Raw genomic sequence first — 26,540 nt, 5'->3', positions numbered from 1 at the left:
GATGTGGACTTCCAGCGCATTGCTGTCGACCGCGTCGTTCCAGGTATAGAGCTGCTCTTCCAGTGTGCGCCGGGTCAGCACCCGGTCGGCGTTTTCCAGCAGCACATGCAGCAGATCGAATTCGCGCGCGGTCAGCTCGACCGCTTCGCCCGCGCGCGTCACCGTGCGCGCCGCCGGATTCAGCTCGACGTCGCCGAGGCTGAGCACCGGTTCCGGGCGGCCATGGGCGCGCCGCACCAGTGCGCGCAAGCGGGCGCTGATCTCGTCGAGGTCGAACGGCTTCAGCACGTAATCGTCGGCGCCCAGGTCGAGCCCGCGCACCTTGTCTTCCAACTGGTCGCGCGCGGTGAGTATCAGCACCGGCGTCGCATCGTGGCGCCCGCGCAGCCATTGCAGCACCGACAGACCGTCGCGTTTCGGCAGGCCCAGGTCGAGCACCACGGCGGCAAAGGTTTCGGCGCCCAGCGCGGCCACCGCCGCCTCGCCGTCGCGCAGCCAGTCGACGGCGTAGCCCGCCTGGGTCAGCCCGGCCTGCAGGCCGTCGCCCAGCATCCGGTCGTCTTCCACCAACAATATGCGCATCGCCAGGTTTTGCCCTTCGGGTTCATTTCGGAATGCTGACCGAGTCGTCGTCGAACACGCCCTGTTCCGCCTGCCGGTGGCAGGCCGCGCAGTTGGCGGCCGATCCCACCGACTTGCGCGACCATGTTGCACGCGGCACCTCGTCGTGCTTGCGCACGAACCAGCGCGATTCGGTGATGCGCAGCGGCGCGTCCTGCGCGTCCATGCGCTGCATCACCTTGCGCCCGATGCGGCTGTTGCCGGCATCGGCGGCGTTGATCTCCAGGAACCGCAGGATATCAGCCTGCGTCGCCGGATCAAGGCTGGCGTCCTCGCCGAAGTGCTGGCCGAGTCCGCCCATCACGCGCCGCCACGATGCCTTCGGCAGGAACGCCGGTGCGTAGGCGATATGGCAACTCGCGCATTCCTGTTGCCAGGCCTTGTGGGTCAGGCGCGGCAGGGCGTCGCCGCCGCCGTCGCCGTGGGCCTCGCCCGAGGGCAGTGAAAACGCCAGCAGGCTGATCGTGCCGACTGCCGCCAGCACACCGATTCCACGCAATAGATAGTTCATGCCTGCTCCTTGATTTATTGAACCTGGCTCAGCCAGGCGATGAAATCACCCTTTTCGCGGGCGCTGCATTCGCGTTGCAATACGTCGCCACAGTTGCGGCGAAACCATTTTTCGACCTTGGCCGCATCGGTGAAGCGCTCGGGATTGGCCGCCGGCGCCAGCGGCTCGATGCGCTTGCCGACGCGGCTGCGGCCGGGCTGTTGCGGATTGGCGGTGTGGCAGCTGGCGCAGCTCGCCGCCTGCGCATTGCGCCCGGGATGCTCGGCGCGGTACAGCGCCGCGCCGCGAGCGGCGGACAGGGCCGCAACCGGGATGCCCGCCGCCTGGGCATAGTGCGCCATAAGGCTGGCCGGGGTGTCGGCCGCCGAGGCGGCCGCCGCCATGCCGAGCGCCGCCACTGCGCCGCAGAAAAGACGCTTAATCATGCTGCACCTCATTTTCCGCATCGAGATATTGCTTGCCGGTGAGCATGCTCTGCGCCACCCGTTCGCCACGCAGCTGGTGGAACACCAGCGCCGCCATGTGCAGGCCGATAAAGCCGAGCAGCAAGACGAAGCCGGCTTCATGCGGGTCGCCCAGCACGTCTTCCAGCCAGCCGGCATTGCCCAGCCAGGCGGCCAGCGGGCCGGCCTGGAATTCGCTGGCGGCGAGCCCCAGTCCGGTGACGACCATCAGCGCCATCACGCCATAGGCAAACAGATAGCCCAGGCTGGCAATCGGGTCGTGCCCGCTGCGGTGGGTGCCCGGCAGGCGCAGGTTTCTGAGGCTGTCCTTCCATACGGCGGGGTGCCACAGATCGCGCCAGCGCGCGCTGGCCGGCCCGACCAGCCCCCACAGCAGGCGTGCCAGCAAGCCGGCCGTCAGCACGTAGCCGCTGACAATGTGCAGATTCCAGAACGTGTCTTCATAAGGGCCGTGTTCGAACAGCTCGGCCAGCTGGCTGGTGGCGATGAGCGCTACGATGGAGAGCGCGATGGTCCAGTGCAGCAGCCGCAGCAGCGGGTCGTATACCCGGCGGGCTTGAATCGTGGTTGGATGCGACATGGTGACCTCCTGCTGTCATGCGATGAGGCCACTGTAGGCGGGCTTTCTTAGGGGAGCCTTAAGCTGTCGTCACGGGGCCGGGCGCAACTCCGTTTCCGGCCTGGCAGCCGCCATGGTACGAAATCGCGAATTGAACTGCGGGGAATCCCCGATTAAGCTGGCGCATGGCCGCGACTTAAGGCTGGCTTAAGCTGCGATGCGCAGGATGCAGCCACGATCCTGTGGATTCCGCAAACCTCCCCATTATTTATAGGCCTGATTTCCTCCGTTCACCGTGACCTGCCGATTGCCCCGCTTTTTGATGCTCTGGTTCGTCATCGCCCTGCAGGCGATGGCGCCGTTCATCCACGCCCACGCGGGCGCGGCGCAGCCGGGAAACGGATATGCGGGCCACGGCGGATTCCTGCATGTGCATCAGAAGGCGCACGCCGATGTGCCCTACCATGCGATTGCAGCCGATGAGCACGGCGCGGAAATTGCGGTGGCGCAGGGCATGCGGCTGCGCCATGCGGTGCCGGACGCCGTTGCCGCGCCGCCGCCTGCGGCGCCGTGGCAACTGCTGCCGGCTGACGCGGCAGCCAGCCCCCGTGCAGGCTTGCCCGCGCCGCCGCCGTTGCGTCTTGCACCGCTTCCCCATACGCTTCCCCATGCTTTAGCGCCGCCCTTCGTTTGATCGCCCTTTCGGTGCGCCTGCTACTGCGTGCCTGCCTTTTTTTCATGGAGATCGAACATGGCCACTGGTTTTTTTGCCGCCCCTATCCTCGTCGTGGCGCTGTTGGGCGCCGCCCCCGCTTTTGCCGCCGACGTCCTGCCCCTGACCGCCGCGCAGAAGAAAAATCTCGGCATTGCCACCGTGGCCGCGGCAGCCCAAGCCGCCAGCCCGGCACTCACCTATACGGCGCGGGTGACGCTGCCGCCGGCCAGCGTGCGCGTGATCGCGGCGGCAGGCGCCGGACTGGTCACGCAGCTCCATGTGCAGCCGGGCGATAGCGTCAAGCGCGGGGCACCGCTGGTCACCCTGTCGATGCCGGGGCTCGCCGACGCGCAGAATGCGCTGACGCAAGCGCGGCTGAGAGCGCAACTCGCCGCCGACAATGCCGCGCGCGATGAAAAGCTGTTCAGCGAAGGCCTGATCGCCGAATCGCGCCTGCGTGCCGCGCGTGCCGAGGCGCAATCGGCGCGCGCGGCGCAGGCGGCCGCGCAAACCGCGTTGTCGCTGCTGGGAGCCGGCAAGGTATCCGGCAGCACGCTTACGCTGACGGCGCCGATCGCCGGCGTGGTGACGGAGAGCGCGGCCGAGCCCGGCCAGCGGGTCGACGCGGGGGTGGCGCTCGCCAAACTGGCCGACCTGTCGAAGCTGGCGCTGGAGATCCCGCTGTCGACCGCGCAGGCGCGGCAGGTCGCCGTCGGCCAGACCGTCAGTGTGGCGGGCAGCAGCGCCGGCGGGCGCGTCATCGCGCTGCTGCCGCAGCTCAATGCCGCGCAGAGCGTGCTGGCGCGTGCCAGCCTGGCAGACCCGCAAAAACTGCTGCGCCCCGGCCAGTCGGTGCAGGCGGCGATTGCCGGCAGCCAGGCGACGCAGAGCCTGAGCGTGCCCGCTGCCGCCCTGGTATGGCAAAACGCGCAGCCGCATGTGTTCGTCGAAACCGCGCAGGGCTTCCAGCCGACGCCGGTGCGGCTGCTGCGCCAGAATGCCAGCCAGGCGGAAGTCAGCGGGCTGGCCGCGGGCAGCCGCGTTGCCGTCAAGGGCGTGGCGGCGCTCAAGGCGCAATGGTTGGGGGAATAAGCCATGCTCAACATCCTGACCGAATTCGCGCTGGCGCGGCGCTGGCTGATGCTCGTCATGGCGCTGGCGCTGGCGGGGCTGGGCGTACGCGCCTTCCACCTGCTGCCGATCGATGCCTTTCCCGACGTTTCCACCACCCAGGTCAAGCTGATTCTGAAGGCGCCCGGCATGACCCCGCAGGAAGTGGAAGCGCGCATCACCCAGCCGGTTGAAACCGAGCTCCTGGGGATTCCGCACCAGACCATCCTGCGCAGCCTGTCGAAGAACGCGCTGGTCGATATCACCGTCGATTTCGAGGAGGGCACCGACATCTACTGGGCGCGCCAGCAGGTGGCGGAACGCTTCGCCAATGTGAAGGGTGACCTGCCGGCCAACGTGTCGGGCGGACTGGCGCCGATCTCCACCCCGTTGTCGGAACTCTTCATGTTCACCATCGAGGGGCCGCTGTCGCTGGCGGAAAAACGCACCTTGCTCGACTGGACGATCCGCCCGCAGCTGCGCGCATTGCCGGGGGTGGCCGACGTCAACGCGCTGGGCGGCCACGTCGCCACTTTTGCCGTGAGTCCCGATTCCGCCGCACTGACCGCGCGCGGGGTGACGCTCGACGAATTGCGCACGGCGCTGGAAACCAATACCCGCAACAACGGCGCCGGGCGCGTCAACGAGGGCGAGGAAACCTGGGTGGTGCGCGTCAGCGGCGGCATCGGTTCGCTGGACGATCTGCGCCATATCGGGGTCAAGACCGTCGCCGGCGTGGTCGTCACCGTAGGCGACGTGGCGCGCGTGGAAATGGATGCGCTGACCCGCTACGGCGCGGTGACGCAAAACGGCCAGGGCGAAGCGGTGGAAGGCCTGGTGATCGGCCTGAAGGGGGTGAACGCGGGCGAGCTCATCAAGAACGTCAAGGCCAAACTCGCCGAGATTCAGGCCACCTTGCCCGCGGGCGTGAGCGTTTCGCCGTTTTACGACCGCGCGCAACTGGTCGACCGCGCCGTCGGTACCGTGAGCAAGGCTCTGCTGGAGGCGGCGGTGCTGGTGGTGATCCTGCTGCTGCTGTTCCTCGGCAACCTGCGCGCCGCCATCGTGGTGGCGCTGATCCTGCCCTTGTCGGTACTGGCCACCTTTGTGCTGATGCGCCAGTTCGGCCTGTCGGCCAATTTGATGAGCCTGGGCGGGCTGGCGATCGCGATCGGCCTGCTGGTCGACGCCGCGGTGGTGGTGGTGGAAAACATCGTCGCGCACCTGGCGCACGATCCGGAAAACACTGAAGTCAGGCCGGTCCAGCGCGTGCTGTGGGCGGTGCAGGAAGTCGCCAGCCCGGTGGCGTCGGGCATCGCCATCATCGCCATCGTCTTTCTGCCGCTGCTGACGCTGGAAGGGCTGGAGGGAAAGCTGTTCAGGCCGGTTGCGCTGACCATCGTGTTTGCGCTGGCGGCTTCCCTGCTGCTGGCGCTCACCGTGATTCCGGTGCTGGCCTCGTGGCTGCTGAAGCAGACCGCCCACGAGGATCCGTGGCTGCTGCGCAAGGCGCGGGGCATCTATGTTCCCTTGCTCGACCACGCGCTGGCACGCCCGAAAATCGTTTACGCCACCGCCGGCGTGCTGATGCTGGCGGCGGCCGGCGTGTATCCGCTGATCGGCAAGACCTTCATGCCGGTGATGGATGAGGGCGACATTCTGGTGCAGCTGGAAAAACTGCCGTCGATCAGCCTGGAAGAGTCGGTTGCGCAGGATCTGCGGGTGCAGCAGGCGCTGCTGAAGAACGTGCCGGAGATCCGGCGCATCGTCGCCCGCGTCGGCGCCGACGAACTCGGGCTGGATCCGATGAGCCTCAACGACACCGATTCGTTTCTGGTGCTGAAACCGATCGCCGAATGGCGCAAGCCAGACAAGGAATGGCTGACCGAGGAAATCCGCAAGGTGGTCGAGGGCTTCCCCGGCATCGCCCACAACTTCACCCAGCCGATCGACATGCGGGTGTCGGAGATGCTCACCGGTTCGCGCGGCGACGTCGCGATCAAGATTTTCGGCCCCGACCTTGCCACGCTCAACCGGCTGGCGGGCGAGATTTTCAGGGTGGTCGAGAAAGTCCCCGGCGCCTCCGATGTGTACACCCAGCAGAACGAGGGGGTGCAGTATCTGCAGGCGGAAATCGACCGCGACGCCGCCGGCCGTTTCGGCCTCAGCGCCGACGACATCGCCGCCTTGCTGCGCACCCAGCTGGAAGGCGAAGTCATCGGCGTGATCCAGCAGGAGGGGCGGCGCGTACCGTTGCAATTGCGCGGGCCGCCAGGCCTGCGCGAGTCGCCGGATGCCTTGCAGGCGATCCGCCTGGTGCTGGCGGACGGCCGCGAAATCAGCCTCGATCAGGTGGCGCACCTCAAGCGCACCAACGGTCCGGTGGCGGTGAAGCGGGAGAACGCGGCGCGCTTTACGGTGGTGCAGACCAACGTCGCCGGGCGCGATCTGGTCAGCTTCGTCACCGACGCCCAGGCCGCCGTCGCGGCGCAGGTCAAGCTGCCTGCCGGCTATCACCTGGCCTGGGGCGGCCAGTTCGAAAACCAGCAGCGCGCCGCGCAACGCCTGATGATCGTGGTGCCGGTGGCGCTGCTGCTGATCGGCTTTCTGCTGTATGTCACTTTCGGCGACCTGCGCCAGGCGCTGCTGGTGATGATGAACGTGCCGCTGGCGCTGATCGGCGGCATTTTCGCGCTGGCGGCGTCGGGCGAATATCTGTCGGTGCCCGCTTCGGTCGGCTTTATCGCCTTGCTGGGGATCGCAGTGTTGAACGGCGTGGTACTGGTCAGCTACTTCAACCAGCTGCGCAGCGAGGGCCTGAAGGGCGACGCCATCGTCCGCGACGGTGCGCTGCGCCGGCTGCGCCCGGTGCTGATGACCGCCAGCATCGCCGCTTTCGGCCTGGTGCCCTTGCTGTTCGCCAGCGGCCCCGGCTCCGAAATCCAGCGGCCGCTTGCCATCGTCGTCATCGGCGGCCTGGTCAGCGCCACCTTGCTGACGCTGGTGATGCTGCCGCTCTTGTATCGCCAATTCATTCTGAAAGGAGCGCGCGCATGAATGCCGTGCACAAACTGACCCTCGCACTCGCGCTGGCGTTCGCAGCCAATGCGCGCGCCGATTATCTGCCCGACCCGGCGGCGGCGGAAGCGGCGCTGTGGGCCGCGCCCATGGTGGCCCAGGCGCGCGGCGAGCTGGCCGCGCAGACGCTGCGCGGGCAGAGTCTGCAGCGCGGGCGCGAAGAATGGCTGGTGGGCGCGGACCTGGCGCAGCGCCGTATCCAGACGACGCCGCGCGACAACCAGGCCGAGTGGGGGGTGGCGCTGTCGCGTCCATTGCGGCTGCCCGCCCGCGCCGCTGCCGACCGCGCCCTGGCCGGCGCCCTCACCGCGCATGCCGAAGCGAGCCTGGGCGAAGCGCTGCATGAAAGCGGGCGGCAACTGCTCGCGTTATGGTTCGACTGGCTGGGTGTCGCCAGCCAGTCGCAGCTCTGGCAGGCGCAGCTTCAGCTCGCCGAACAGCAGCTCGCGGTGGTGAATGCGCGGATTCGTCTGGGCGAGTCGCCGCGCGCCGAGCGCGTCAATGCCGAAGCGGCGCTGGCGCAGGTGCGCCTGCAGCAGCAGCAGGCGAGCGCGCGCGAGCAGCAGGCGCGCAGCCGCCTGCTGGCGCAGTATCCCGCGCTGCCGGTCGCGGCGGACGGCGCCTTGCCGCTGCCGCTGCCGCCTGCCGGCACGGTGGAGGACTATGTCGCTGCCGTGCTGGAGCACAACCACGAGCTTACGCGCGCACGCCGCCAGGCCGAGGTGCTGCAGGCCGAGGCGCGCAGGCTGGCCCAACACCGCAGCGCCGATCCCAGCGTCGGCGTGTTCTACAAAAACGAAGCCGGCGGCAACGAACACGTGTTGGGACTGAACCTCGGGCTGACCCTGCCGGGCACGGCGCGGCGCTTCGACCAGCAGGCTGCCGAGGAGTTGAGCGCTGCCGCGCAGGATGCCGTCATCCGGCTGGAGCAGCGCTTACGCCGGGAGGCGCGCGCCGATTTCGAAGCGGCGGCGGCGCAGGCTGCCAACTGGCAGCAGGCCGATCGTGCCGCGCAGGCGTTGGATGAAGCGGAACGGCTGGCGGCGCGCGCTTACAGCCTGGGCGAAGGCAGCCTCGACCAGGTGTTGCTCAATCGCCGGCTGGCGCTGGAAGGGCGCCTGCAGGCGCAGCAGACGCAATTGGGCGCGCTGGCCATCGATGCCCGGATGAAGCTGGACGCGCATCGGCTGTGGCCGCTGGACGTGGATGCGGACGCCACCCACGCGCATCCGTAACCAGCGAAGAAACCGCTCAGGGGGCGGCCGCGGGCGCGGCCGAGTTGCGGCTCATGTGCCGCGCCTCTTCCTGCATGGCCGCGATCTGCTCGGGTTTCAACTGCCATACCAGGCTGTCGCGCGCCTTGGCGGCGGCGTCCATGCCCTGCGCAGCGGCGAGGTTGAACCACAGGTAGGCGCGCGCCTTGTCGATCGCGGTGCCGGTGCCGTAGCGGTAGAGTTCGCCCAGGCTGTATTGCGCCTTGGCGTAGCCGCGTTGCGCCGGCTTTTCGAGCCAACTGAAAGCCGCGCGGTAATCCTGCACCACGCCGCGCCCTTCCAGTAGCGCAAGGCCGTATTGATATTGCGCCTCGGCCAAGCCCTGTTGGGCTGCCCGGGCAAACCACTTGGCGGCTTCCTTGTCGTTCTGGATCACCCCGTCGCCCTCGGCGTAGCGCAGCCCCAGCTGCAATTGCGCCTCGGCATCGCCCTGCGCGGCACGGTCGTGCGGCAGTCTATCGGGTGCTTGCACTGCCGGTATGGCGGCAGGGTGCTGGTCGAGGGCGAACCAGGCGGTCACGCCGACCAGCGCGCCGACGCTCGCCAGCAGCAACAAGGGCTTGAGCGGATTGAACCTCCAGAAGCGATGACGGCAGTCGCGGCAGCGCAGCGGCGTGTGCAGCAGCATGCGGCGCACGCCGTCGTGGGCATGCAGCGCTGCGCTGCGGACTTGCTCGCTTCCGCACTTTGGGCAGACGAGCGGCATGATGGGGTTTAGCGCGATTGCGCGGCGAGGTGATCCACCGCGGCCTTGACGTCGGTGTCTGCCAGCGCCGGGTTGCCGCCCTTGGCCGGCATGGCGCCCTTGCCTTGCAAGGCGGAGGCATAGAGGGTGTCGATGCCCTGCGCTAGGCGTGGGCCCCAGGCGGTAGCATCGCCGGCTTTCGGTGCGCCAGCTACGCCCTTGTCGTGGCAGAAAGCGCATGCCTGGCGATAAATCTGCTGGCCGTGTGCGGGGTCGGACTTGGCTGCGCTGGCCACGGCCTCGTCGGCGGGTTTGGCTGCAGGCGCCGGTTGGGCGCGGTCGACAGCGTCGGGTTGGGCTGCCGCAGGCTTGCTCGGCGTAGCGGGCCGGGGCGCCGGGGCGGTTGCGGGTTGCGGCGCAGGCGCGGCTTCAACTGCCGGGGTGTCTTCCGGCTCGGGCGCCGCCGCGGCCTGCAGCACGGGCGGCGTTTCGACGGGCAAAGCGACTTGCGCCGGTTCGGCCTGAGGGGCTTGTGCCACGGCGGCCTCTTCGGCTTGGCCGCAGGCAAGCAGCAAACCCGCCGCCGACGCGATCAGGAAAACCGTGGTTTTCATCGAGGTGTGCACCGCTTGTCCGGATGGCCCCGCCACGCCTTACAGTTTGCCGCCGGCCTCGACGAACAGGTAAGCCACCGCATTCGTCAGATCGGCTTCCGACAGGCTGGCGTTGCCGCCCTTGGCGGGCATGCCGCGAATGCCGTTCAGCGCATGGCTGTATAGCGTCTCATAGCCTTGGCCCACGCGCGCATCCCAGGCCGCCTTGTCGCCCAGCTTGGGCGCGCCGGCTACGCCGCTCGCGTGACAGGCCACGCAATTGGCTTGGTAGACGAGCTTGCCTTTGGCCGGGTCGGGTTTGCCGGCCGCAGCGGGTGCGGCAGGCGCACCCGCTTCCGGCGCCTTGAAGCTGGCGCCTGCCGAGTTGGCCATGTAGGCCACCGCGCGCGCCACTTCCGTATCGGACAGATCGCCGCCGCCGCGCGGGGGCATCTGGCGAATGCCTTCGATGGCATGCTTGACCAGGGTGTCGTAGCCTTGGCCGAGACGGCTGCTCCAGTCGCCCTTGTTTTCGAACTTGGGCGCGCCCAGTGCGCCGGCGGTGTGGCACGCGGCGCACACGGCAGCGTAGACTTCCTGGCCGGATTTTTCGACCTTGGGGGCGCTGGCGTCGAGCGCGGCCAGCTGCGCGACCGGCTTGATGCGCGCGAGGGTGGCTTTCTGGGCGGCATCGCTCGTGGTGTCCGGCTTGTGGTTGTCCTGGATGCCGAGCACCAGCATCACGATCAGGAAAATCGCCAGCAGGGGCGCGAACAGTCCGGCGACAACGGAAATGATGACTTCCTGCGGGGTGGCTTGGGTCATCTTGGCGTGCGAATCGGCCATGAAATTATCCTTAGTGGGGGTGGCATCGAAAGCCGCGATTATAAGGAAAGCCGCCCCGACAGGAAAGGGCGGCCCCCCGGCGGATGGACGGCGCGCGGCAAACCGGCTATGCTTCGCCGACTTTGCGCCCGTAGCTCAGCTGGATAGAGTACTGCCCTCCGAAGGCAGGGGTCGTGCGTTCGAATCGCGCCGGGCGCGCCAATTTTCAGGTCACCATCGGTTTCAGCCCTTGCCTTGCCGGGGTTTAATCTCTGCATTGCGGGTTTACACTTGGGGCCAAATTCATTTCGAGCGCTTCAATCATGGCCATTCCCACTCCTACCGACATCAAGCTCCACCAGGCTTCGCGCAAGCTTGAAATCGCGTTTACCGACGGTGCGCGGTTCGAGCTGCCGTTCGAATTTCTGCGCGTCTACTCGCCGTCCGCCGAAGTGCGCGGCCACGGCCCCGGCCAGGAAGTGCTGCAGGTCGGCAAGCGCGACGTGCTGATCAACGCCGCCGAGCCGGTCGGCCTCTACGGCATCAATTTCTTCTTTTCCGATGGCCACGACACCGGGATTTATTCCTGGGAATATCTCCACGACCTCGGCACCAATCAGGCCGCGCTGTGGGACGAGTACCTCAGGCGCATGGAAGCCGCCGGCGCCTCGCGCGACCCCGGCATCGCCAAAATGTTCGAGCAGCGCCCCAGGGGCAAGTAAGCCGCGATGCGCGTCCGCCGTGCCTTGCCCAGCGCGCCCTCCGGGGCGCGTTTTGTTTGGGCTGTGCCCGCATGACGCTCGCTGCCGCCGTTGCCGAAGCGATCGCTGCCGCCACCGGCGCGCCGTTCGCAGCGACGGTGCTGCGCCCGATTGGCGGCGGCGACATCAACCAGGCCTTCGGCGTGAGCGACGGTTCACGCCGCTATTTCGTCAAGGCGAATCACGCGCAGCGCTTGCCGCTGTTCGAGGCCGAGGCGGCTGCGCTGCATGCGCTCGCCGCAGCGCAGGGGGTACGGGTGCCGCAGCCGCTGTGCACGGGCACGGCGGCGGGCCAGGCCTTTCTGGTGCTGGAGTATCTGGAGCTGCGCGGCAGCGGCGATGCCGCCCGACTGGGTGAACGGCTGGCGCTGCAGCACCGCGTGCCGCAGCCCCAATTCGGCTGGGCGCACGACAACTGGATCGGCAGCACGCCGCAGCGCAACGGCTGGGCGCGCGACTGGATCGCGTTCTGGCGCGACGAACGGCTCGGCTTTCAGTTGCGGCTGGCCGCGCAGAACGGCTACGGCAGCGCGCTGCAGCGGGATGGCGAGAGACTGCTCGCCGGCCTCGACGCTTTCTTCGACGGCTATGCGCCCGCCCCCGCGCTGCTGCATGGCGATCTGTGGGGCGGTAACCACGGCTACCTCGCCGATGGGACGCCGGTGATTTTCGATCCGGCGAGCTATGTCGGCGACCGCGAATGCGACCTCGCGATGAGCGAACTGTTCGGCGGTTTCGCAGCGGATTTTTACGCCGCCTACCGCGCGGCCTGGCCGCTCGACCCCGGTTATGCGGTGCGCAAGACGCTCTACAATCTTTACCACATCCTCAACCACGCCAACCTGTTCGGCGGCGGCTATGCGGCGCAAGCCGCGCGCATGACCGCCCAGCTGCTGGCGCAGATTCGATAGGCTCCCCATGCTGCAGCGTCTGCTCGTTCTGCTTCTCGCGCTCGGCCTCGCCGCCTGTTCCGGCCTGCCGCCGAACGCCGTCGCCCCCAAGGTGAGCGTCGCCGAAGTCGACGTCAAGAGCCTCGGCCTGTTCGAGCAGCACTTCGACGTGGGCTTGCGGGTCAGCAATCCGAACGACTTCGAGCTGAAGATCGAGGCGCTGGATTTCGAGCTGGAGGTGAACGGGCGTCCTTTTGCGCGGGGGCTGTCGCGGGTGCCGACGCTGATTGCGGCGACCTCGAGCACGGTGTTGCGGGTGGACGCGATCATGCAGTCGAAGCACCTGATCCAGCAGATCAAGACCCTGCCGCCGGAATCGCTGAAGCACGGGCTGCCCTACCGCATCAAGGGCCGCGTCAAAACCGACCGCTCGGCCAGCTGGCTGCCATTCGATCGTGCGGGCGTGGTCGGCGGCGACGCGAAAAGCCCCGGGGGCGGAGCAATCTGAGCGCCCGAGGCGCGGCTCAGCCCGCCAGCGCCCGCAGGACGGGCACGTCCAAGCCGAACTCGTCCGCGTGCCCGATTGCGCGCGCCAGCCGCGCCGGCGCCGAACGTCCGGTACAGCCGTGATCGGGGTCGCCGTCGAAGGCTTCCAGCATGCCGGCGATGAGCTTGTCGCGGTCGTGTCTGACGGAGGTGAGCGCGTCCTGGATGTCCATCACCTCGTTCGCCACCTGGCGCGCGAAGGCCTCGTGCTGCGCCCACAGCTGCGATACCGTGCCGCCGGTTTTCAAGCCCGCGATATTGGTGGTGAGGATGTAGACGTTCTTTCTCACCAGCTCGAACAGTAGCGAGTCGCCGGGCGCGACTTCGCGGCACGGCAGGTCGATGGAAGCGAGCGCGCGGCACAGCAGTGCGGCGCCCGGGCCGGCGACGGGCGAGGCGATCAGCGGCTTGGCGTCGATGCCCTTCTTTTTCTCGAACCACACCGAGATCACCGTGGGGTCCAGGTAGCCGTGCGTCTGCCAGTCGCGCGGCAAGAGCTCGTTCTGGATCAGCGCGACGCGCGGTTTCCAGGCCACGGGCAAGGCCGCCAGCACGCCATGCAGGTCGTTCTCGGCAACTGCGACCAGCACCAACTCCGGCGCGGGGTGGGCCTGCGCCAGCGTTGCCATGTCGTCGCCGCGGTTGAGCGGAACGACGGTGCGCCCGGCGCGCAGCAGGCCGCCGGCGAACACGCGGCCGAGCTGGCCGAGGCCGATGATGACGACTTCGCTCACTCCAGGCCCTTCGAATGCAGGTACTCGTCGTAGCCGCCCATGTAGAACTCGACGCCTTCGGGGGTGATTTCGAGGATGCGTGTGGCCAAGCTCGAGACGAACTGGCGGTCGTGCGAGACGAAGATCAGCGTGCCCTTGAACAGATCGAGCGCGAGGTTGAGCGACTCGATCGACTCCATGTCCATGTGGTTGGTCGGCTCGTCCATCACCAGCACGTTGTGGCGGCCGAGCATCAGCTTGCCGTACAGCATGCGGCCCTTCTCGCCGCCGGACAGCACGCGCACCGATTTCTTGACGTCGTCGCCGGAGAACAGCAGGCGGCCGAGGATGCCGCGCAGCACCTGCTCGTCGTCGCCCGGCTGGGTCCACTGGTGCATCCAGTCGGTGAGGTTCTTGTCCATGTCGAAGTCGGCGACGTGGTCCTGCGAGAAGTAGCCGACGTTGGCGTTCTCGCTCCAGCGCACCTCGCCGAATTGCGGCGTTAGTTCGCCCATCAAGAGCTTCATCAGGGTGGATTTGCCGACCCCGTTGCCGCCGATGACGGCCATTTTTTCGCCGGCTTCCAGCGAGAAGCCGAGGTTGCTGAACAGCGGCGTGCCGTCGTAGCCGAACTTGAGGTTCTCGACCTCGAGCGCGCGGCGGTGCAGCGCCTTCTCCGGCTCGAAGCGGATGTAGGGGTTCTGCCGCGAACTCGGCTTGAAGTCCTCGATCTTGATCTTGTCGATCATCTTCAGGCGGCTGGTGGCCTGGCGCGCCTTCGACTTGTTGGCCGAGAAGCGGCGCACGAATTCCTGCAGCTCGGCGACCTTGTCCTTGGCCTTGGCGTTGGCGCTGGCCTGGCGTTCCTTGGCCTGGGTCGAGGCCAGCATGTAGTCGTCGTAGTTGCCCGGGTAGACCTTGATGGTGCCGAAGTCGAGGTCGGCCATGTGGGTACAGACCTGGTTCAGGAAGTGGCGGTCGTGCGAGATGACGATGATGGTGGCGTTGCTCTCGTTCAGCACGTTTTCCAGCCAGCGGATGGTGTTGATGTCGAGGTTGTTGGTCGGTTCGTCGAGCAGCAGGATGTCGGGGTTGGAGAACAGCGCCTGGGTCAGCAGCACGCGCAGCTTGAAGCCGGGCGCGATCTGGCTCATGGTGCCGTTGTGCTGTTCGGTGGGGATGCCGACGCCGAGCAGCAGTTCGCCGGCGCGCGCCTCGGCGTCGTAGCCACCCATCTCGCCGAAGCGGGCTTCCAGTTCGGCGGCGTGCAGGTAGTCTTCCTCGCTCGCCTCCGGGTTCATGTAGATGGCGTCCTTTTCCCGCATCACCTGCCACATCTCGGCGTGGCCCTGCAGCACCACGTCGAGCACGCGCTGGTCCTCGTAGCCGAACTGGTCCTGGCGCAGCCAGGCCATGCGCTCGCCGGGGTCGAGCGAGACATTGCCGGCGGAGGGCTCCAGCTCGCCGGCGAGGATTTTCATGAAGGTCGACTTGCCGCAGCCGTTGGCGCCGATCAGGCCATAGCGGTTGCCGTCGCCGAACTTGACGTTGACGTTCTCGAACAGGGGTTTGGCTGCGAATTGCAGGGTGATGCTGGAGGCGGTGAGCACGGCGGGATCCTAGGATGCAACGGGGAAAAACGGCGTATTTTAGCACCCCGTCGTCCCTCGCCCCGCCCCCGGGCGCGGCCGCCGCCGTCAGCCCGAGGCCTCGGCGCAGGCGGCGCCCTGCAATGCCGGATGGTCGGCGACCGGCCGGTCGAGGTGATAGCCCTGCACCAGGTCGACGCCGAACTTGCGCAGCAGAGCGAGCGTCTGGCTGTCCTCGACGTATTCCGCGACGACCGACTTGCCGAGCCCGAGGGCGACGCTGACCATGGCCTGCACGAACACCTGGTTGTCGGGGTCGGCGGGCAGGTCGCGGATGAAAATGCCGTCGATCTTGATGGTGTCGACAAGCAGATGCTTGAGGTAGGCGAAGGAGGCGAAGCCGACGCCGAAATCGTCGAGGCTGACGCCGCAGCCGAACTGGCGCATGGCTTCGATCATGCGCTGGGCGTCGTGCAGGTCGGAAACCGCTGCGGTTTCGGTGATTTCGATGATCAGGCGGCCGGGGTTGACGCCGGCCAGCCGCAACTCGTCGCCGATGTATTGCGGCAGGCCGGGCTCGGACAGCGAACGCCCCGACAGATTGATTGCGATGGCGGGAACGCCCGGGTTGTGCGACAGCATGCGCAGCACCTCGTGGATCACCCAGCGGTCGATGTCGAGGATGCGGCCGCTTTTTTCGGCCAGCTGGATGAAATGCGCCGGCATGATGAGCTGCTCGGGATTGCGCTCGTCGACCATGCGAATCAGCGCCTCCAGGTGCGACAGCGTGCCGTCGTCCGTCCGGTAGACGCCCTGGAAATGCAGCTGGAACAGGCCCTTGTCGAGCGCGTTGCTGATGCGTTCGCCCCACGACAGGCGGCTGCGCATTTCGCTGTCGGCATCGCGGTCGGCGCGAAATACGCGCCAGGTATTCTTGCCGGCATCCTTGGCCTGGTACATGGCGATGTCGGCCCGTGCAACCAGGTCGTCGGCATCGGTGGCGTGCTCGGGATAGTAGGCAATGCCGAGGCTGGTGGTAAGCCGCAGGTTCTGTCCGTCGAAACGGAAAGGAATCTGCGACACCGCGCGCACCACGCGTTCGGCCAGCACCTCGGCCTCGTTGCCTTCCACCGCGGGGATCAGGATGGCGAATTCGTCGCCGCCCAGCCGCGCCAGAACCTCGTTGCGCCGCACCAGGGCGCTGATTTCGCCTGCCACCCGAATCAGCAGCGCATCGCCGGCACGGTGGCCGTAGCTGTCGTTGATGGTCTTGAATTCGTCGAGGTCGAAAAACATCACCGCGCACTGCATGTGGTGGCGGTCACTTTCCAGCATGGTGCGCGCCAGTTCCTGCTGGAAGCGGTGGCGGTTGTAGAGCCCGGTGAGGGCGTCGCGTTCGGCCAGATACACCAGCTGTTCGGCGGTCTGGCGTTCGCGGGTGATGTCCTCGTAAATCCACAGGTGGCCGATGAAGCGGCCTTCGCGGTCGCGTACCGGGTAGTCGAGCTCGGTGATGACGCGGCCGTCGGTCATCTGGATTTCATAGCTGTCGGACAGCTCGCGCGTTTCCAGCACCGACAGCAGGTGGCGCGAAAAGTGGTCGGGACGCGCCAGCACCGAGGTGGATTTGGCCAGCACTTCGTGCACCGGCAGGCCGATCAGGGCGGTCTCTTCCCCGATCATCCACATGCGGCTGAACGCCGGGTTGTGGTAGATCACGCGGTTGTCGGCGGCGACGAACAGAATGCCGAGGTTCATCGCCGACAGCAGCGAAACCAGGCGGGCGCGTTCCTGCTCGGTTTCCTCCAGGTACTTGCCCTGCAGGCTTTCCGCCATCCGCAGTTCATTGATGGCCTGGCGCAGATTGGCCTCGGTCGCCTTGAGGTCGTCGATGCTGTGGATGCTGGCGCGGATGCCCTGGTAAACGCCGCTGTAATCGTGAATCGGCTGCCAGTTCACCACCGCCCAGAAATGGCCGCCATCCTTGCGGCATATCCGTAGCGCGTAGCCCTGGCCGGAGGTGCCGCGCAAGGCCTGGCGCAGCTGGAATTCGGCTGCGGAACGGTCTTCCGGATGGATGACGTCGGCCGGGAAATCCATGTGTTGCCCCATGCATTCGGCAACGCTGTGGCCGATCATGCGCTCGACCGATGGGTTGACCCAGAGCAGCCGGCCTTCGGGCGACAGCCAGAATTCCAGGTCGTGGGTGTAGTCGGCAATCGCATGAAAGCGGGCTTCGTTTTCGCGTGCGCGGTCGATGTTGAAACGGACCGATTCGGCCATGCGGTTGAACGTGCCGATCAGCTGGCCGATTTCATCTTCGCCTTCGCCGGCCAGTTTGACGTCGAGGTCGCCTTGCGCCATGCGCTTGCTGGCGCGGGTCAGCGCTTCGAAACGGCGCACCACGCCGCCGGTCGACAAGGCCAGCAGGATGCCCGTCAGCAGCAAGGCCGCAGCCGCAATCGAAAGGCTTTGCCGCACGTAGCGGCTGCGCGCCTCGTGAATGAAATCGCCCGACAGGACCAGGGCGATTTCACCATAGCGCTGGCCGGAAAGCTCGATCGGCTGCAGCAGCCGGAAATCGGCTTCGGTGCCGTCGGTTCCGGCCTGATGCACGATGCGCTTGTTGTTGTCGCGCACCGCGATCATTTTCAGGCCATCGTCGCGCTGCAAGGTTTCGATGAAGTCGCGCACGCTGGCGTCATCCTGGTGCGACAAGGGCGCAAGCAGGGCTGCGGCGAGGTTTTCCCCCACTTCGCGCACGCGGTACTCGGCCTGTTGCTGCAACTCCTGGCGGGTGAGCTGGACGCCGTTGGCGATCAGAAAGGCCAGCATCGCGGCTTCCACCCCCAACGCGGCGAGGGTGAGTTTGTAGCGCAGCGAGAGGCGTCCAAACCATGCCTTCATCGGGTTGCCCGCAATATTTCCTGTGCCCGCAGGGCATAGGGGCGGAAAGCGCGCAATTCGCTGCCATCCACGGCAGCGAAGCCGCCATAGCCGCCGTGCTGCATGAAGGCGGCCCCCTCGGGCGTGGCGGCGAAATCGAGCAAGGCCTGGCGTATGGCCGTTGCCTCGCGGTCGCGCAGACGCGGGTGGGTCAGGTACATCAGGCTTGAGAGAGGCGGGGTTTTGGCGAGCACGCGCAATTGCTGGCGCACCTCGGGCGGCAGCAGCAGGTAAGGATGCATGCCCAGCATGGCGGCGTCGGCGCGTCCATTGAGCACCTGCATCGCGGCATTGAAGTGGGTGCCCGCATCCACGGTGCGGTAATCGGTGTCGTGCCGCAGTCCCTCGGCGGCCATTTCCGCCTGCACCGCCAATACCGCCACGGCAATGGCGTCGGCGGTTGCGATGGTGCGGCCGCGCAGTTCGTCCGGCGTCTGGAACTGCGAAGCCTGCTTGACCACAAGCAGGCCCTGGGTGGGGCGGACGTACTTCAGCAACGGCCGGTAGCCGGCATCCTGGCGCGCCAGCCAGGCCAGGTGCGGTGCTGTCAGCAGCATGTCATATTCGCCTTGGCGGGTGCGCTCGACGAAGGTTTTGAAGTCGCGCGCGCTGTACACGACGATGCGGCGCTGCAGGTGCCGCTCCAGCGCGTTGGCGAGCGGGCGGTAGATTTCGACGGTTTGCTTCGCCGTCATGTTGGGAAAGACGCCGAAGACCAGCGGCCGATCCGCGCTGGCGGCGGCGTGGCCGGCAGCGGCCAGCAGCAGGGTGGCGAGCCAGGTCCGGAAGCCGCTGAAACGGCCCAACCGCACGCCGGCGGCATGGATCGGTGCACGGAGGGCGCGGCAGGGCCATCCCGGACGCTGGGCAAATAGACGCAAGGCTTCTTTCCTTTATCTACAGGGTTTTTTGCAGAACCTTGGATTTCCGCTTGTAGTTGTATAGCGTTTGCTTGCGCTTGGGCAGATGGTCGGGGCTGCTGTCGATGAAGCCGCGTTCCTCGAACCAGTGTTCAGTGCGGGTGGTCAGGACGAAAAGCCGCTCGAAGCCCGCTTTTTTGCCGTTTTTCTCGGCTTCTGCCAGCAACCGGTCGCCAAATCCGCGTCCGCGAAATTCCCTGGATACCGCCAGGCAAGCCAGTTCGGCGGCCTGCTCCTCGGGGAAGGGATAAAGCGCCGCGCAGCCGGCGATGACGCCGTCGGATTCGAGCACCAGGAAGCGTTCGATTTCCATTTCCAGCAGTTCGCGCGAACGCCGCACCAGGATGCCTTCGCGTTCCAGCGGCTCGAGCAGGCCGAGAATGCCGCCGACGTCATCGATGGTGGCGGGCCGCAGGGTTTCCAGCGGTGCCGGCGTGATCAGCGTGCCCACGCCGTCGCGGGTGAACAGTTCGGACAGCAGAGCGCCGTCGCGGTGGCGGCTGATGAAGTGTGCCCGCTTGACGCCCTGGGTGCAGGCGGCGATGGCGCAGGGCAGGTAGTAGGTGATGTCTTCCGGCAGCGTGTGCGCTTTTTCCAGCACCTGGCGCGCCTCGTTCACGGTGAGGGCATTGTGGACCGCCCGTTCCGCGTCCGGCAGATGCGGCCTTGCAAGTCCTTTCGGACTTTCAGCGTCGGCATCGTCTTGCGGCACCCCCTCGGTGTCGATCAGAAAGATCAGCTTGTCCGCAGCCAGTTCGACGGCGGCTTGCGTGGCCACGTCTTCCAGGCTGAGGTTGAAGATTTCGCCGGTCGGCGAGTAGCCGATGGGGGAGAGAAGCACGATATCGTGCTGGTCGAGGCGGCGCCGGATCGCGGCGGCGTCGATCTTGCGCACTTCGCCGGTATGCAGCAGGTCGACGCCGTCGCGCACGCCCAGCGGCTGCGCGGTGACGAAATTGCCCGAGGCCACCCGGATGTCGGCACCCGCCATCGGCGTGTTGGCCAATCCCAGCGACAGCAGCGCCTCGATCTCCACCCGCACCGTGCCGGCGGCCTCCTTGACGCAGGCCAGCGCGGCGTCGTCGGTGACGCGCAGTCCATTCGCATAGCGGATCGCCGTGCCGTTCTCAGTCAGCCGTGCTTCCACCTGCGGCCGCACGCCGTGGATCAGCACCAGCCGCACGCCCAGGCTGTTCAGCAGGTTGACGTCATGCGCCAGTTGCACGAAACCGCCGTCCGCCACCAGTTCGCCGCCAAAGGCGATGACGAAGGTTTTGCCGCGAAAACCGTGAATGTAGGGGGCGGCGGAGCGGAACCAGTGGACGAAATCGGCGGTGTCTTTCAACGGCTTGACCTGAACGGGGTTGATTAACGCGAAGGATACAGAAAACCTCCATGCGGCGCAGGGCAGCAATGCCCACGAGAATAAACGGAATATATCGCTTAATCTTTACGTCATAAGAAAACGGGGCGTATGTCCGCACCGCAACCCATATTCCGCTGGAGAACGACACATGAAACGCATGAATACGCTGGGTGCCCTGCTGGGCGGGGCTTTACTGATGGGCGCGCTGGCGCTGCCCGCCGCCGCTCTGGCCGCCGACAAGTCGAAAATGGTGATCCAGGTCAGCGAAAACGACCCCGCCACCTGGAATCTGGCGCTCAACAACGCCAGGAATATCCAGAAGGACATGGGCAAGGACAGCGTCGAACTCGAAATCGTGGCGTTTGGCCCCGGCATCAACATGCTGAAAGCCGAGTCCGAAGTGGCCAACCGCATCAGCGAGACGGTCGATTCCGGGGTGTCGGTGGTGGCGTGCCAGAACACCATGCGCAATCAGAAGCTCGACAAGGAGGATATGCATGCCAAGGTGGGCTATGTTTCCTCGGGCGTGGTGGAAATCATGCAGCGCCAGAAGCAGGGCTATACGTATCTGCGCCCCTGATCGATCCCCTCGCCCGCTGCGCGCCTAAAAATCGCCCCATAGCGTCTGCATCGCGGCCAGCGCGGCGAGCGCCGCAGTCTCGGTGCGCAGCACGCGCGGCCCCAGGCGGACGGCGACGGCTCCGGCTGCCTGGAGGGCGGCGACCTCGTCGCTTTCGAACCCGCCTTCGGGACCGGCGACCAGGCAGTCTTGCGCCGCCGGCGGCGGCAGGTCGGCCAGCCGCGCCTCGGCCAGCGGCGACAAAAACAGCAGGCGCCCGCCCGTGCGCTGGCCGAGCCAGTTGGCCAGCGTCAGCGGCGCGGCTACCGCCGGAACCCGGTTGCGCCCGCACTGTTCGCAGGCGCTGGCCACCACGCCCTGCCAGTGCGCGACGCGACGGTTGGCGCGTTCGGCCGTCAGCTTGACCACGCTGCGCTTGGCGGCGATCGGCTGGATTGCCGTCACGCCCAACTCCACCGCTTTCTGCAGCGTGTAGTCCATGCGCTCGCCGCTCGAAATGCCCTGCGCCAGCATCACCCGCAAGCGCGATTCGCGCTCGATGTCGGCAAAACCGGTGACGCTGACCGCGACTTCGTCTTTCTGAATGTGCTCGATGCGGGCGGCGTATTCGCCACCCTGTCCGTTGAACAGGGTGACGGCATCGCCCGCCGCCAGCCGCAGCGCCCGCGCGGCATGGCGCGCGGGGCCCGGCGGCAGGCTGAAACGGGCACCCGGGGCAAGCGGCTGGTCGAGATGGAAACGCGGGGCGGACATATTGGTATTATGCCGGGATTGTCGAGCGATCTTGCGGAGAGCATCTTGGTTTCCCTTACCACCCCCGTGTGCGATTTTGGCCGCAAAGCGCCTGGCTTCAGCCTACCCGGCGTCGACGGAAAAGTATGGACGCTGGCCGATGCGATGGGGCCGAACGGCCTGCTGGCGATGTTCATCTGCAACCACTGCCCGTATGTGAAGGCGATCCGTCCGCGGCTGGTGCGCGACCTGGCCGAGCTGCGGCAGTACGGCATCCACGCCATCGCCATCATGTCGAACGACCCGGCCGAATATCCCGAGGACTCCTTCGACAACATGAAAAAGGTGGCGGCGGAATTCGATTTCCCGTTTCCCTATGTGATCGACGAAACGCAGCAGGTGGCGAAAGCTTACGGGGCGGTGTGCACGCCGGACTTTTTCGGCTTCAACCACGATTTCGAATTGCAGTACCGCGGGCGCTTCGACGAATCGCGCAAGGAAACCGCGCCCGAGGGCGTACGCCGCGACCTGTTCGAGGCGATGAAGGAAATTGCCGCCACCGGGCGCGGCCCCGCCGGGCAGATTCCCAGCATGGGCTGCTCGATCAAATGGAAAGGGGAATGACATGGCCGACCGCCGTCAGCATTGGGAAACCGTTTACCGCAACAAGGCGGCGGACCAGGTCAGCTGGTTCCAGCTGCATGCCGCTTCATCGTCGCGCCTGATCGCGGGCTGTGCGGACCGCGATGCCGAGATCATCGATGTGGGCGGCGGCGCTTCGGTGCTGGTGGACGATCTGCTCGACGCCGGCTACCGCCATCTGACCGTGCTCGATCTGGCCGAGTCGGCGCTGGCCGCCAGCCGCGCGCGCCTCGGCGCGCGTGCACAACCGGTGCAGTGGATTGCCGGCGACGTCACCCGGGCCGAATTGCCGGCCGCGCGCTACGACGTCTGGCACGATCGCGCGGTATTCCATTTCCTGACCGATCCGGCCGACCGCGCACGTTATGTCGCCCAGGTTCTGAAGAGCGTGAAACCCGGCGGGCATGTCATCGTCGCCGCCTTCGGCCCCGGCGGGCCGTTGCAGTGCTCGGGGCTTGACGTGATGCGCTACGCCCCCGATGCGCTGCACGCCGAGTTCGGCACGCCTTTCCGGCTGCTCGGGCACGAAACCGAAATCCACCACACCCCGGCGGGGCAGGAGCAGGAATTTGTTTACTGCTATTGCCTGCGTACCTGATCGTGCTTAACCAGATCCAGACCTTGGTAAGGCGGGTTGCGCAGAGCGAAGTCACGCCGCGTTTCCTCAAGGTGGCGCACAGCCACAAGCGGGACGGCAGCCTGTTCACCGAAGCCGATGTGGCGGCGCAGGCCGCGTTGGAAGCGGGGCTGCCGCATATCAAGGACGTGCCGGTGCTGGGCGAGGAAATGACCGAGCAGCAGCAGCGCGACGCTTGGGAGGCCGGCCGCGACGGCCTGTGGTGCGTCGACCCGATCGACGGCACCTCCAACTTCGTCGCCGGGGTGCCCTACTTCGCCGTGTCGGTGGCCTATCTCTACAAGGGCGAGCGTCAGCTCGGCGTGGTCTACGATCCGGTCGCCGACGAGATGTTCACCGCCGAACGCGGCCGCGGCGCGCACCTCAACGGCATCCCGCTGCCCTTGCGTACCCCTGCCACCGAACTGCGGCGCGCGCTCGCCGGAGTCGAAATGAAGCGCATCGACCGCGAGTTGGCCGGCCGGCTCGCGGCGTGGCCGCCGTATGCCTCGCAGCGCAATTTCGGCGCCTCCACCCTGGACTGGTGCTACACCGCGGCCGGACGTTTCGATGTCTATGTCCACGGCGGGCAGAAGCTGTGGGATTACGCCGCCGGCGCACTGATCCTGGAAGAGGCGGGCGGGCGGCTGGCCAGCCTGTCGGGCAGCTTCGACATCGCCAACGTGTGGGAGCGGTCGGTGGTGGCTTCGGCCAGCCCGGAACTGTTCGAGCTGTGGCGCGACTGGTTGAAAGCCGCCGGCGCATAAGCGGCTCCATCGAGCCAATAAAAAGATTTTTACAGTACGACCCTGAGGCGGCGCTTGAGCTTCAGGGTTTAAGCTCTTGTCGTAAAATCCCTTTTTCCCGGTTTCGACGCGGCTTGCGAAAGCCCGCCCTGCTGACGGATAATCAAGGTTTTTGCATATTCTGCCCAAGCTGTCGCTGCACGGCTTTTCCGGGCATGGAAATGCGGCAGTTTTTACTTAGCTGAAGGGAACGCAATGCCAACCCGTAACGACCTGGCCAATGCCATCCGCGCACTTGCGATGGATGCAGTCGAAAAAGCCAAATCCGGCCATCCCGGCGCCCCCATGGGCATGGCGGAAATCGCCGAAACGCTGTGGAACCACCACATGCGCCACAACCCGACCAACCCGAAATGGGCGGATCGCGACCGCTTCGTGCTGTCGAACGGCCACGGCTCGATGCTGATCTACGCGCTGCTGCACCTGACCGGCTACGACCTGTCGATGGACGACTTGAAGCAGTTCCGCCAGCTGCACTCCAAGACCCCGGGCCACCCCGAATACGGCTACGCCCCCGGCGTCGAAACCACCACCGGCCCGCTCGGCCAGGGCATCACCAACGCCGTCGGCATGGCGATGGCGGAGAAGATCCTCGCCGCCGAATTCAACAAGCCCGACCACAGCATCGTCGACCACCACACCTACGTGTTCATGGGCGACGGTTGCATGATGGAAGGCATCTCGCACGAAGCCTGCGCGCTCGCCGGCACCTGGAAGCTGAACAAGCTGATCGCGTTCTGGGACGACAACGGCATCTCCATCGACGGCCACATCGAGCACTGGTACACCGACGACACCGCCAAGCGCTTTGAAGCCTACGGCTGGAACGTCATCGCCGGCGTCGACGGCCACGACGTGGTCGCGCTCGAAGCCGCCATCCAGAAAGCCAAGGCCAGCAGCGACAAGCCGACGCTGATCTGCTGCAAGACCGTCATCGGCAAGGGCTCGCCCAACAAGGCCGGCACCCACGACGTGCACGGCGCCGCGCTGGGCCACGACGAAGTCGAGGCCACTCGCAAGAACATGGGCTGGACCTCCCCCGCGTTCGAGATTCCCGCCGACATCTACGCCGGCTGGGACGCCAAAACCAAGGGCCAGGGCCTCGAAACCCTGTGGAACAACAAGTTCGCCGAATACAAGAAGGCCTACCCGGCCGAGGCCGCCGAATTCGAGCGCCGCATGAAGGGCGAGCTGCCCGCCAACTGGAAGGCCCACGTCGCCGACAAGCTGGCCGCGATCAACGCCAAGGCCGAGACCGTCGCCACCCGCAAGGCCAGCCAGATCGCGATCAACGCGCTGGCCCCGGCGCTGCCCGAGTTCCTCGGCGGTTCGGCCGACCTCACCGGCTCCAACCTGACCAACTGGGAAGGCTGCCATCCGGTGCGCCACGGCAAGCCCGGCAACTACATCAGCTACGGCGTGCGCGAGTTCGGCATGGCCGCGATCATGAACGGCATGGCGCTGCACGGCGGTCTGCTGCCATTCGGCGGCACCTTCCTGATGTTCTCGGAATACTCGCGCAACGCCATCCGCATGGCCGCGCTGATGAAGCAGCGCGTGATCCACGTGTTCACCCACGACTCCATCGGCCTCGGCGAAGACGGCCCGACCCACCAGCCGGTCGAGCAGACCGCCACCCTGCGCATGATCCCCAACATCGACGTCTGGCGTCCGTGCGACACCGTGGAAACGATGGTCGGCTGGGTGCATTCGGTCGAGCGCAGCGACGGCCCGACCTGCCACATCCTCTCCCGCCAGAACCTGCCGTTCATGGCGCGCGACGCAGCCACGATGGCAAACATCGCCAAGGGCGGCTACGTGCTCAAGGACGCTGCGGGCGCGAAGGCCGTCATCATCGCCACCGGCTCCGAAGTCGAACTGGCCGTCAAGGCGCAGGAAGCGCTGGCCGCCGAAGGCATCGCGGTGCGCGTGGTGTCGATGCCGTCGACCAACAGCTTCGACCGCCAGGACGCCGCCTACAAGGCCAGCGTGCTGCCGAAAGACCTGCCGCGCGTCGCGGTGGAGGCCGGCGTCACCGACTTCTGGCGCAAGTACGTGGGTCTGGAAGGCGCCGTCATCGGCATCGACAGCTTCGGCGAATCCGCCCCGGCTCCGGCGCTGTTCAAGCACTTCGGCATCACCACCGAGGCTGTCGTGGCCGCGGTCAAGGGCGTTCTGTGAACCGTGAGGTGTGAGGCGTCACGCCTCGCACCTGTCGCCTCACGCCTCACCGCAACAAGATTTTCACTCACTGGAGACTGATACATGGCAATCAAAGTTGGCATCAACGGTTTTGGCCGCATCGGCCGCATGGCATTCCGCGCAATCGCCAAGGACTTCAAGGACATCGAAGTGGTCGCGATCAACGACCTGCTCGACCCCGAGTACCTGGCTTACATGCTGAAGTACGATTCCGTGCACGGCAATTTCAATGGCGACATTTCGGTCGAAGGCAGCAACCTCATCGTCAACGGCAAGAAGATTCGTCTGACCGCCGAGCGCGAGCCCGCCAACCTGAAGTGGAACGAAGTCGGCGCCGACATCGTGATCGAGTGCACCGGCTTCTTCCTGACCAAGGAAACCTGCCAGAAGCACATCGACGCGGGCGCCAAGAAAGTGGTGCAGTCGGCCCCGTCGAAGGACGACACCCCGATGTTCGTGTACGGCGTGAACCACGAGAAGTATGCCGGCGAAGCCATCGTCTCGGCCGCTTCGTGCACCACCAACTGCCTGGCCCCGATCGCCAAGGTGCTGAACGACAACTGGGGCATCAAGCGCGGCCTGATGAGCACCGTGCACGCCGCCACCGCCACCCAGAAAACCGTCGACGGCCCGTCCTCCAAGGACTGGCGCGGCGGCCGCGGCATCCTGGAAAACATCATCCCGTCCTCGACCGGCGCCGCCAAGGCCGTCGGCGTGGTGCTGCCGGAACTCAAGGGCAAGCTGACCGGCATGGCGTTCCGCGTTCCGACTTCTGACGTGTCGGTGGTCGACCTGA

Annotated in this window: 26 protein-coding genes and 1 tRNA gene; 14 read left to right on the top strand and 13 right to left on the bottom strand. The window is 66.5% G+C overall.

The window, feature by feature from the left end:
• The 4 genes from BGO62_RS01555 to BGO62_RS01540 all read right to left on the bottom strand — a co-directional run.
• A partial coding sequence (locus BGO62_RS01555; RefSeq protein ID WP_296638823.1) for a response regulator transcription factor occupies positions 1-582 on the bottom strand: 582 nt, incomplete at its 3' end.
• A gap of 22 nt (positions 583-604) precedes the next feature.
• On the bottom strand, positions 605-1,132 hold the full coding sequence (locus BGO62_RS01550) for a diheme cytochrome c (RefSeq protein ID WP_296638822.1): 528 nt from the start codon (positions 1,130-1,132) through the stop codon (positions 605-607).
• A gap of 14 nt (positions 1,133-1,146) precedes the next feature.
• Complete coding sequence (locus tag BGO62_RS01545) at positions 1,147-1,557, bottom strand: DUF1924 domain-containing protein (RefSeq protein ID WP_296638821.1); 411 nt, start codon at positions 1,555-1,557, stop codon at positions 1,147-1,149.
• Entirely contained in the window at positions 1,550-2,176 is a 627-nt protein-coding gene (locus tag BGO62_RS01540) for a cytochrome b/b6 domain-containing protein (RefSeq protein WP_296638820.1), read from the bottom strand. The genes BGO62_RS01545 and BGO62_RS01540 overlap by 8 nt, the downstream gene beginning before the upstream one ends.
• Before the next feature lie 301 nt (positions 2,177-2,477).
• Between BGO62_RS01540 and BGO62_RS01535 the strand changes: the two genes are divergently transcribed.
• From BGO62_RS01535 to BGO62_RS01520, 4 genes are read left to right on the top strand one after another with little or no spacing between them, the layout of a single operon-like run.
• Positions 2,478-2,849 carry a hypothetical protein gene (locus tag BGO62_RS01535; RefSeq protein ID WP_296638819.1) on the top strand — a complete coding sequence of 124 codons (372 nt, stop codon included), beginning with the start codon at positions 2,478-2,480 and terminating at the stop codon, positions 2,847-2,849.
• A 57-nt stretch (positions 2,850-2,906) separates the two neighbouring features.
• Positions 2,907-3,962 (top strand): efflux RND transporter periplasmic adaptor subunit, encoded by a 1,056-nt coding sequence (locus BGO62_RS01530; RefSeq protein ID WP_296638818.1) that lies wholly within the window; start codon positions 2,907-2,909, stop codon positions 3,960-3,962.
• 3 nt (positions 3,963-3,965) lie between these two features.
• Positions 3,966-7,037, top strand: coding sequence for a CusA/CzcA family heavy metal efflux RND transporter (locus BGO62_RS01525; protein ID WP_296638817.1), 3,072 nt, complete (start codon positions 3,966-3,968; stop codon positions 7,035-7,037).
• Complete coding sequence (locus BGO62_RS01520; protein ID WP_296638816.1) at positions 7,034-8,293, top strand: TolC family protein; 1,260 nt, start codon at positions 7,034-7,036, stop codon at positions 8,291-8,293. The genes BGO62_RS01525 and BGO62_RS01520 overlap by 4 nt, the downstream gene beginning before the upstream one ends.
• Before the next feature lie 16 nt (positions 8,294-8,309).
• Here BGO62_RS01520 and BGO62_RS01515 read toward each other — a convergent pair whose 3' ends face one another.
• Genes BGO62_RS01515 through BGO62_RS01505 form a run of 3 tightly spaced genes read right to left on the bottom strand, consistent with a single transcriptional unit; the run spans position 8,310 to position 10,456 of the window.
• Complete coding sequence (locus BGO62_RS01515; protein WP_296638815.1) at positions 8,310-9,038, bottom strand: tetratricopeptide repeat protein; 729 nt, start codon at positions 9,036-9,038, stop codon at positions 8,310-8,312.
• Between the two features lie 8 nt (positions 9,039-9,046).
• The gene (locus BGO62_RS01510) at positions 9,047-9,631 is read right to left on the bottom strand and encodes a c-type cytochrome (RefSeq protein WP_296638814.1); all 585 of its coding nucleotides are present in this window, start codon (positions 9,629-9,631) and stop codon (positions 9,047-9,049) included.
• 39 nt (positions 9,632-9,670) lie between these two features.
• Entirely contained in the window at positions 9,671-10,456 is a 786-nt protein-coding gene (locus tag BGO62_RS01505) for a c-type cytochrome (RefSeq protein WP_296638813.1), read from the bottom strand.
• Positions 10,457-10,580: 124 nt separating this feature from the next.
• On the opposite strand from BGO62_RS01505, the gene BGO62_RS01500 reads away from it, so the two are divergent.
• From BGO62_RS01500 to BGO62_RS01485, 4 genes are all read left to right on the top strand, one after another.
• Positions 10,581-10,657 (top strand) — tRNA-Arg (locus BGO62_RS01500).
• A 101-nt stretch (positions 10,658-10,758) separates the two neighbouring features.
• On the top strand, positions 10,759-11,157 hold the full coding sequence (locus BGO62_RS01495; RefSeq protein WP_296638812.1) for a DUF971 domain-containing protein: 399 nt from the start codon (positions 10,759-10,761) through the stop codon (positions 11,155-11,157).
• A gap of 71 nt (positions 11,158-11,228) precedes the next feature.
• The gene (locus tag BGO62_RS01490; RefSeq protein WP_296638811.1) at positions 11,229-12,107 is read left to right on the top strand and encodes a fructosamine kinase family protein; all 879 of its coding nucleotides are present in this window, start codon (positions 11,229-11,231) and stop codon (positions 12,105-12,107) included.
• 7 nt (positions 12,108-12,114) lie between these two features.
• The gene (locus tag BGO62_RS01485) at positions 12,115-12,594 is read left to right on the top strand and encodes an LEA type 2 family protein (RefSeq protein ID WP_296638810.1); all 480 of its coding nucleotides are present in this window, start codon (positions 12,115-12,117) and stop codon (positions 12,592-12,594) included.
• 16 nt (positions 12,595-12,610) lie between these two features.
• On the opposite strand, the gene BGO62_RS01480 is transcribed toward BGO62_RS01485, so the two are convergent.
• The 5 genes from BGO62_RS01480 to argA form a co-directional block, all read right to left on the bottom strand.
• Complete coding sequence (locus BGO62_RS01480; RefSeq protein WP_296638809.1) at positions 12,611-13,366, bottom strand: hypothetical protein; 756 nt, start codon at positions 13,364-13,366, stop codon at positions 12,611-12,613.
• A complete protein-coding gene (locus BGO62_RS01475) occupies positions 13,363-14,955 on the bottom strand; it encodes an ABC-F family ATPase (protein ID WP_296638808.1) in 1,593 nt (530 codons plus the stop codon). The genes BGO62_RS01480 and BGO62_RS01475 overlap by 4 nt, the downstream gene beginning before the upstream one ends.
• Before the next feature lie 87 nt (positions 14,956-15,042).
• Complete coding sequence (locus BGO62_RS01470; RefSeq protein ID WP_296638807.1) at positions 15,043-17,841, bottom strand: EAL domain-containing protein; 2,799 nt, start codon at positions 17,839-17,841, stop codon at positions 15,043-15,045.
• On the bottom strand, positions 17,838-18,761 hold the full coding sequence (locus tag BGO62_RS01465) for a phosphate/phosphite/phosphonate ABC transporter substrate-binding protein (RefSeq protein WP_296638806.1): 924 nt from the start codon (positions 18,759-18,761) through the stop codon (positions 17,838-17,840). Before BGO62_RS01465 ends, BGO62_RS01470 begins: the two co-directional genes overlap by 4 nt.
• 16 nt (positions 18,762-18,777) lie before the next feature.
• On the bottom strand, positions 18,778-20,145 hold the full coding sequence (argA, locus tag BGO62_RS01460) for an amino-acid N-acetyltransferase (RefSeq protein WP_296638805.1): 1,368 nt from the start codon (positions 20,143-20,145) through the stop codon (positions 18,778-18,780).
• A gap of 169 nt (positions 20,146-20,314) precedes the next feature.
• Between argA and BGO62_RS01455 the strand changes: the two genes are divergently transcribed.
• Positions 20,315-20,746, top strand: a complete 432-nt coding sequence (locus BGO62_RS01455) for a DsrE family protein (protein ID WP_296638804.1) — start codon at positions 20,315-20,317, stop codon at positions 20,744-20,746.
• Between the two features lie 24 nt (positions 20,747-20,770).
• Here the strand turns inward: BGO62_RS01455 and BGO62_RS01450 are convergent, their stop codons facing one another.
• The gene (locus BGO62_RS01450) at positions 20,771-21,499 is read right to left on the bottom strand and encodes a 16S rRNA (uracil(1498)-N(3))-methyltransferase (protein ID WP_296638803.1); all 729 of its coding nucleotides are present in this window, start codon (positions 21,497-21,499) and stop codon (positions 20,771-20,773) included.
• A gap of 45 nt (positions 21,500-21,544) precedes the next feature.
• Here BGO62_RS01450 and BGO62_RS01445 point away from each other — a divergent pair, with 45 nt between their 5' ends.
• From BGO62_RS01445 to BGO62_RS01425, 5 genes are all read left to right on the top strand, one after another.
• The gene (locus BGO62_RS01445) at positions 21,545-22,102 is read left to right on the top strand and encodes a thioredoxin family protein (protein WP_296638802.1); all 558 of its coding nucleotides are present in this window, start codon (positions 21,545-21,547) and stop codon (positions 22,100-22,102) included.
• Position 22,103: 1 nt separating this feature from the next.
• The gene (locus BGO62_RS01440; protein WP_296638801.1) at positions 22,104-22,718 is read left to right on the top strand and encodes a class I SAM-dependent methyltransferase; all 615 of its coding nucleotides are present in this window, start codon (positions 22,104-22,106) and stop codon (positions 22,716-22,718) included.
• On the top strand, positions 22,703-23,503 hold the full coding sequence (locus BGO62_RS01435; RefSeq protein ID WP_296638800.1) for an inositol monophosphatase family protein: 801 nt from the start codon (positions 22,703-22,705) through the stop codon (positions 23,501-23,503). Before BGO62_RS01440 ends, BGO62_RS01435 begins: the two co-directional genes overlap by 16 nt.
• Positions 23,504-23,737: 234 nt before the next feature.
• A complete protein-coding gene (gene tkt, locus BGO62_RS01430; protein WP_296638799.1) occupies positions 23,738-25,723 on the top strand; it encodes a transketolase in 1,986 nt (661 codons plus the stop codon).
• 84 nt (positions 25,724-25,807) lie between these two features.
• The coding region (locus BGO62_RS01425; protein ID WP_296638798.1) for a type I glyceraldehyde-3-phosphate dehydrogenase at positions 25,808-26,540 on the top strand (733 nt) is incomplete at its 3' end.

Origin of the sequence: Thiobacillus sp. 65-1402, from assembly GCF_001897685.1 — a bacterium.
GTDB lineage: Bacteria > Pseudomonadota > Gammaproteobacteria > Burkholderiales > Thiobacillaceae > Thiobacillus.
The sequence above is the reverse complement of the archived record's forward strand: the minus strand, read 5'-3'. Positions and strand labels throughout refer to the sequence as shown.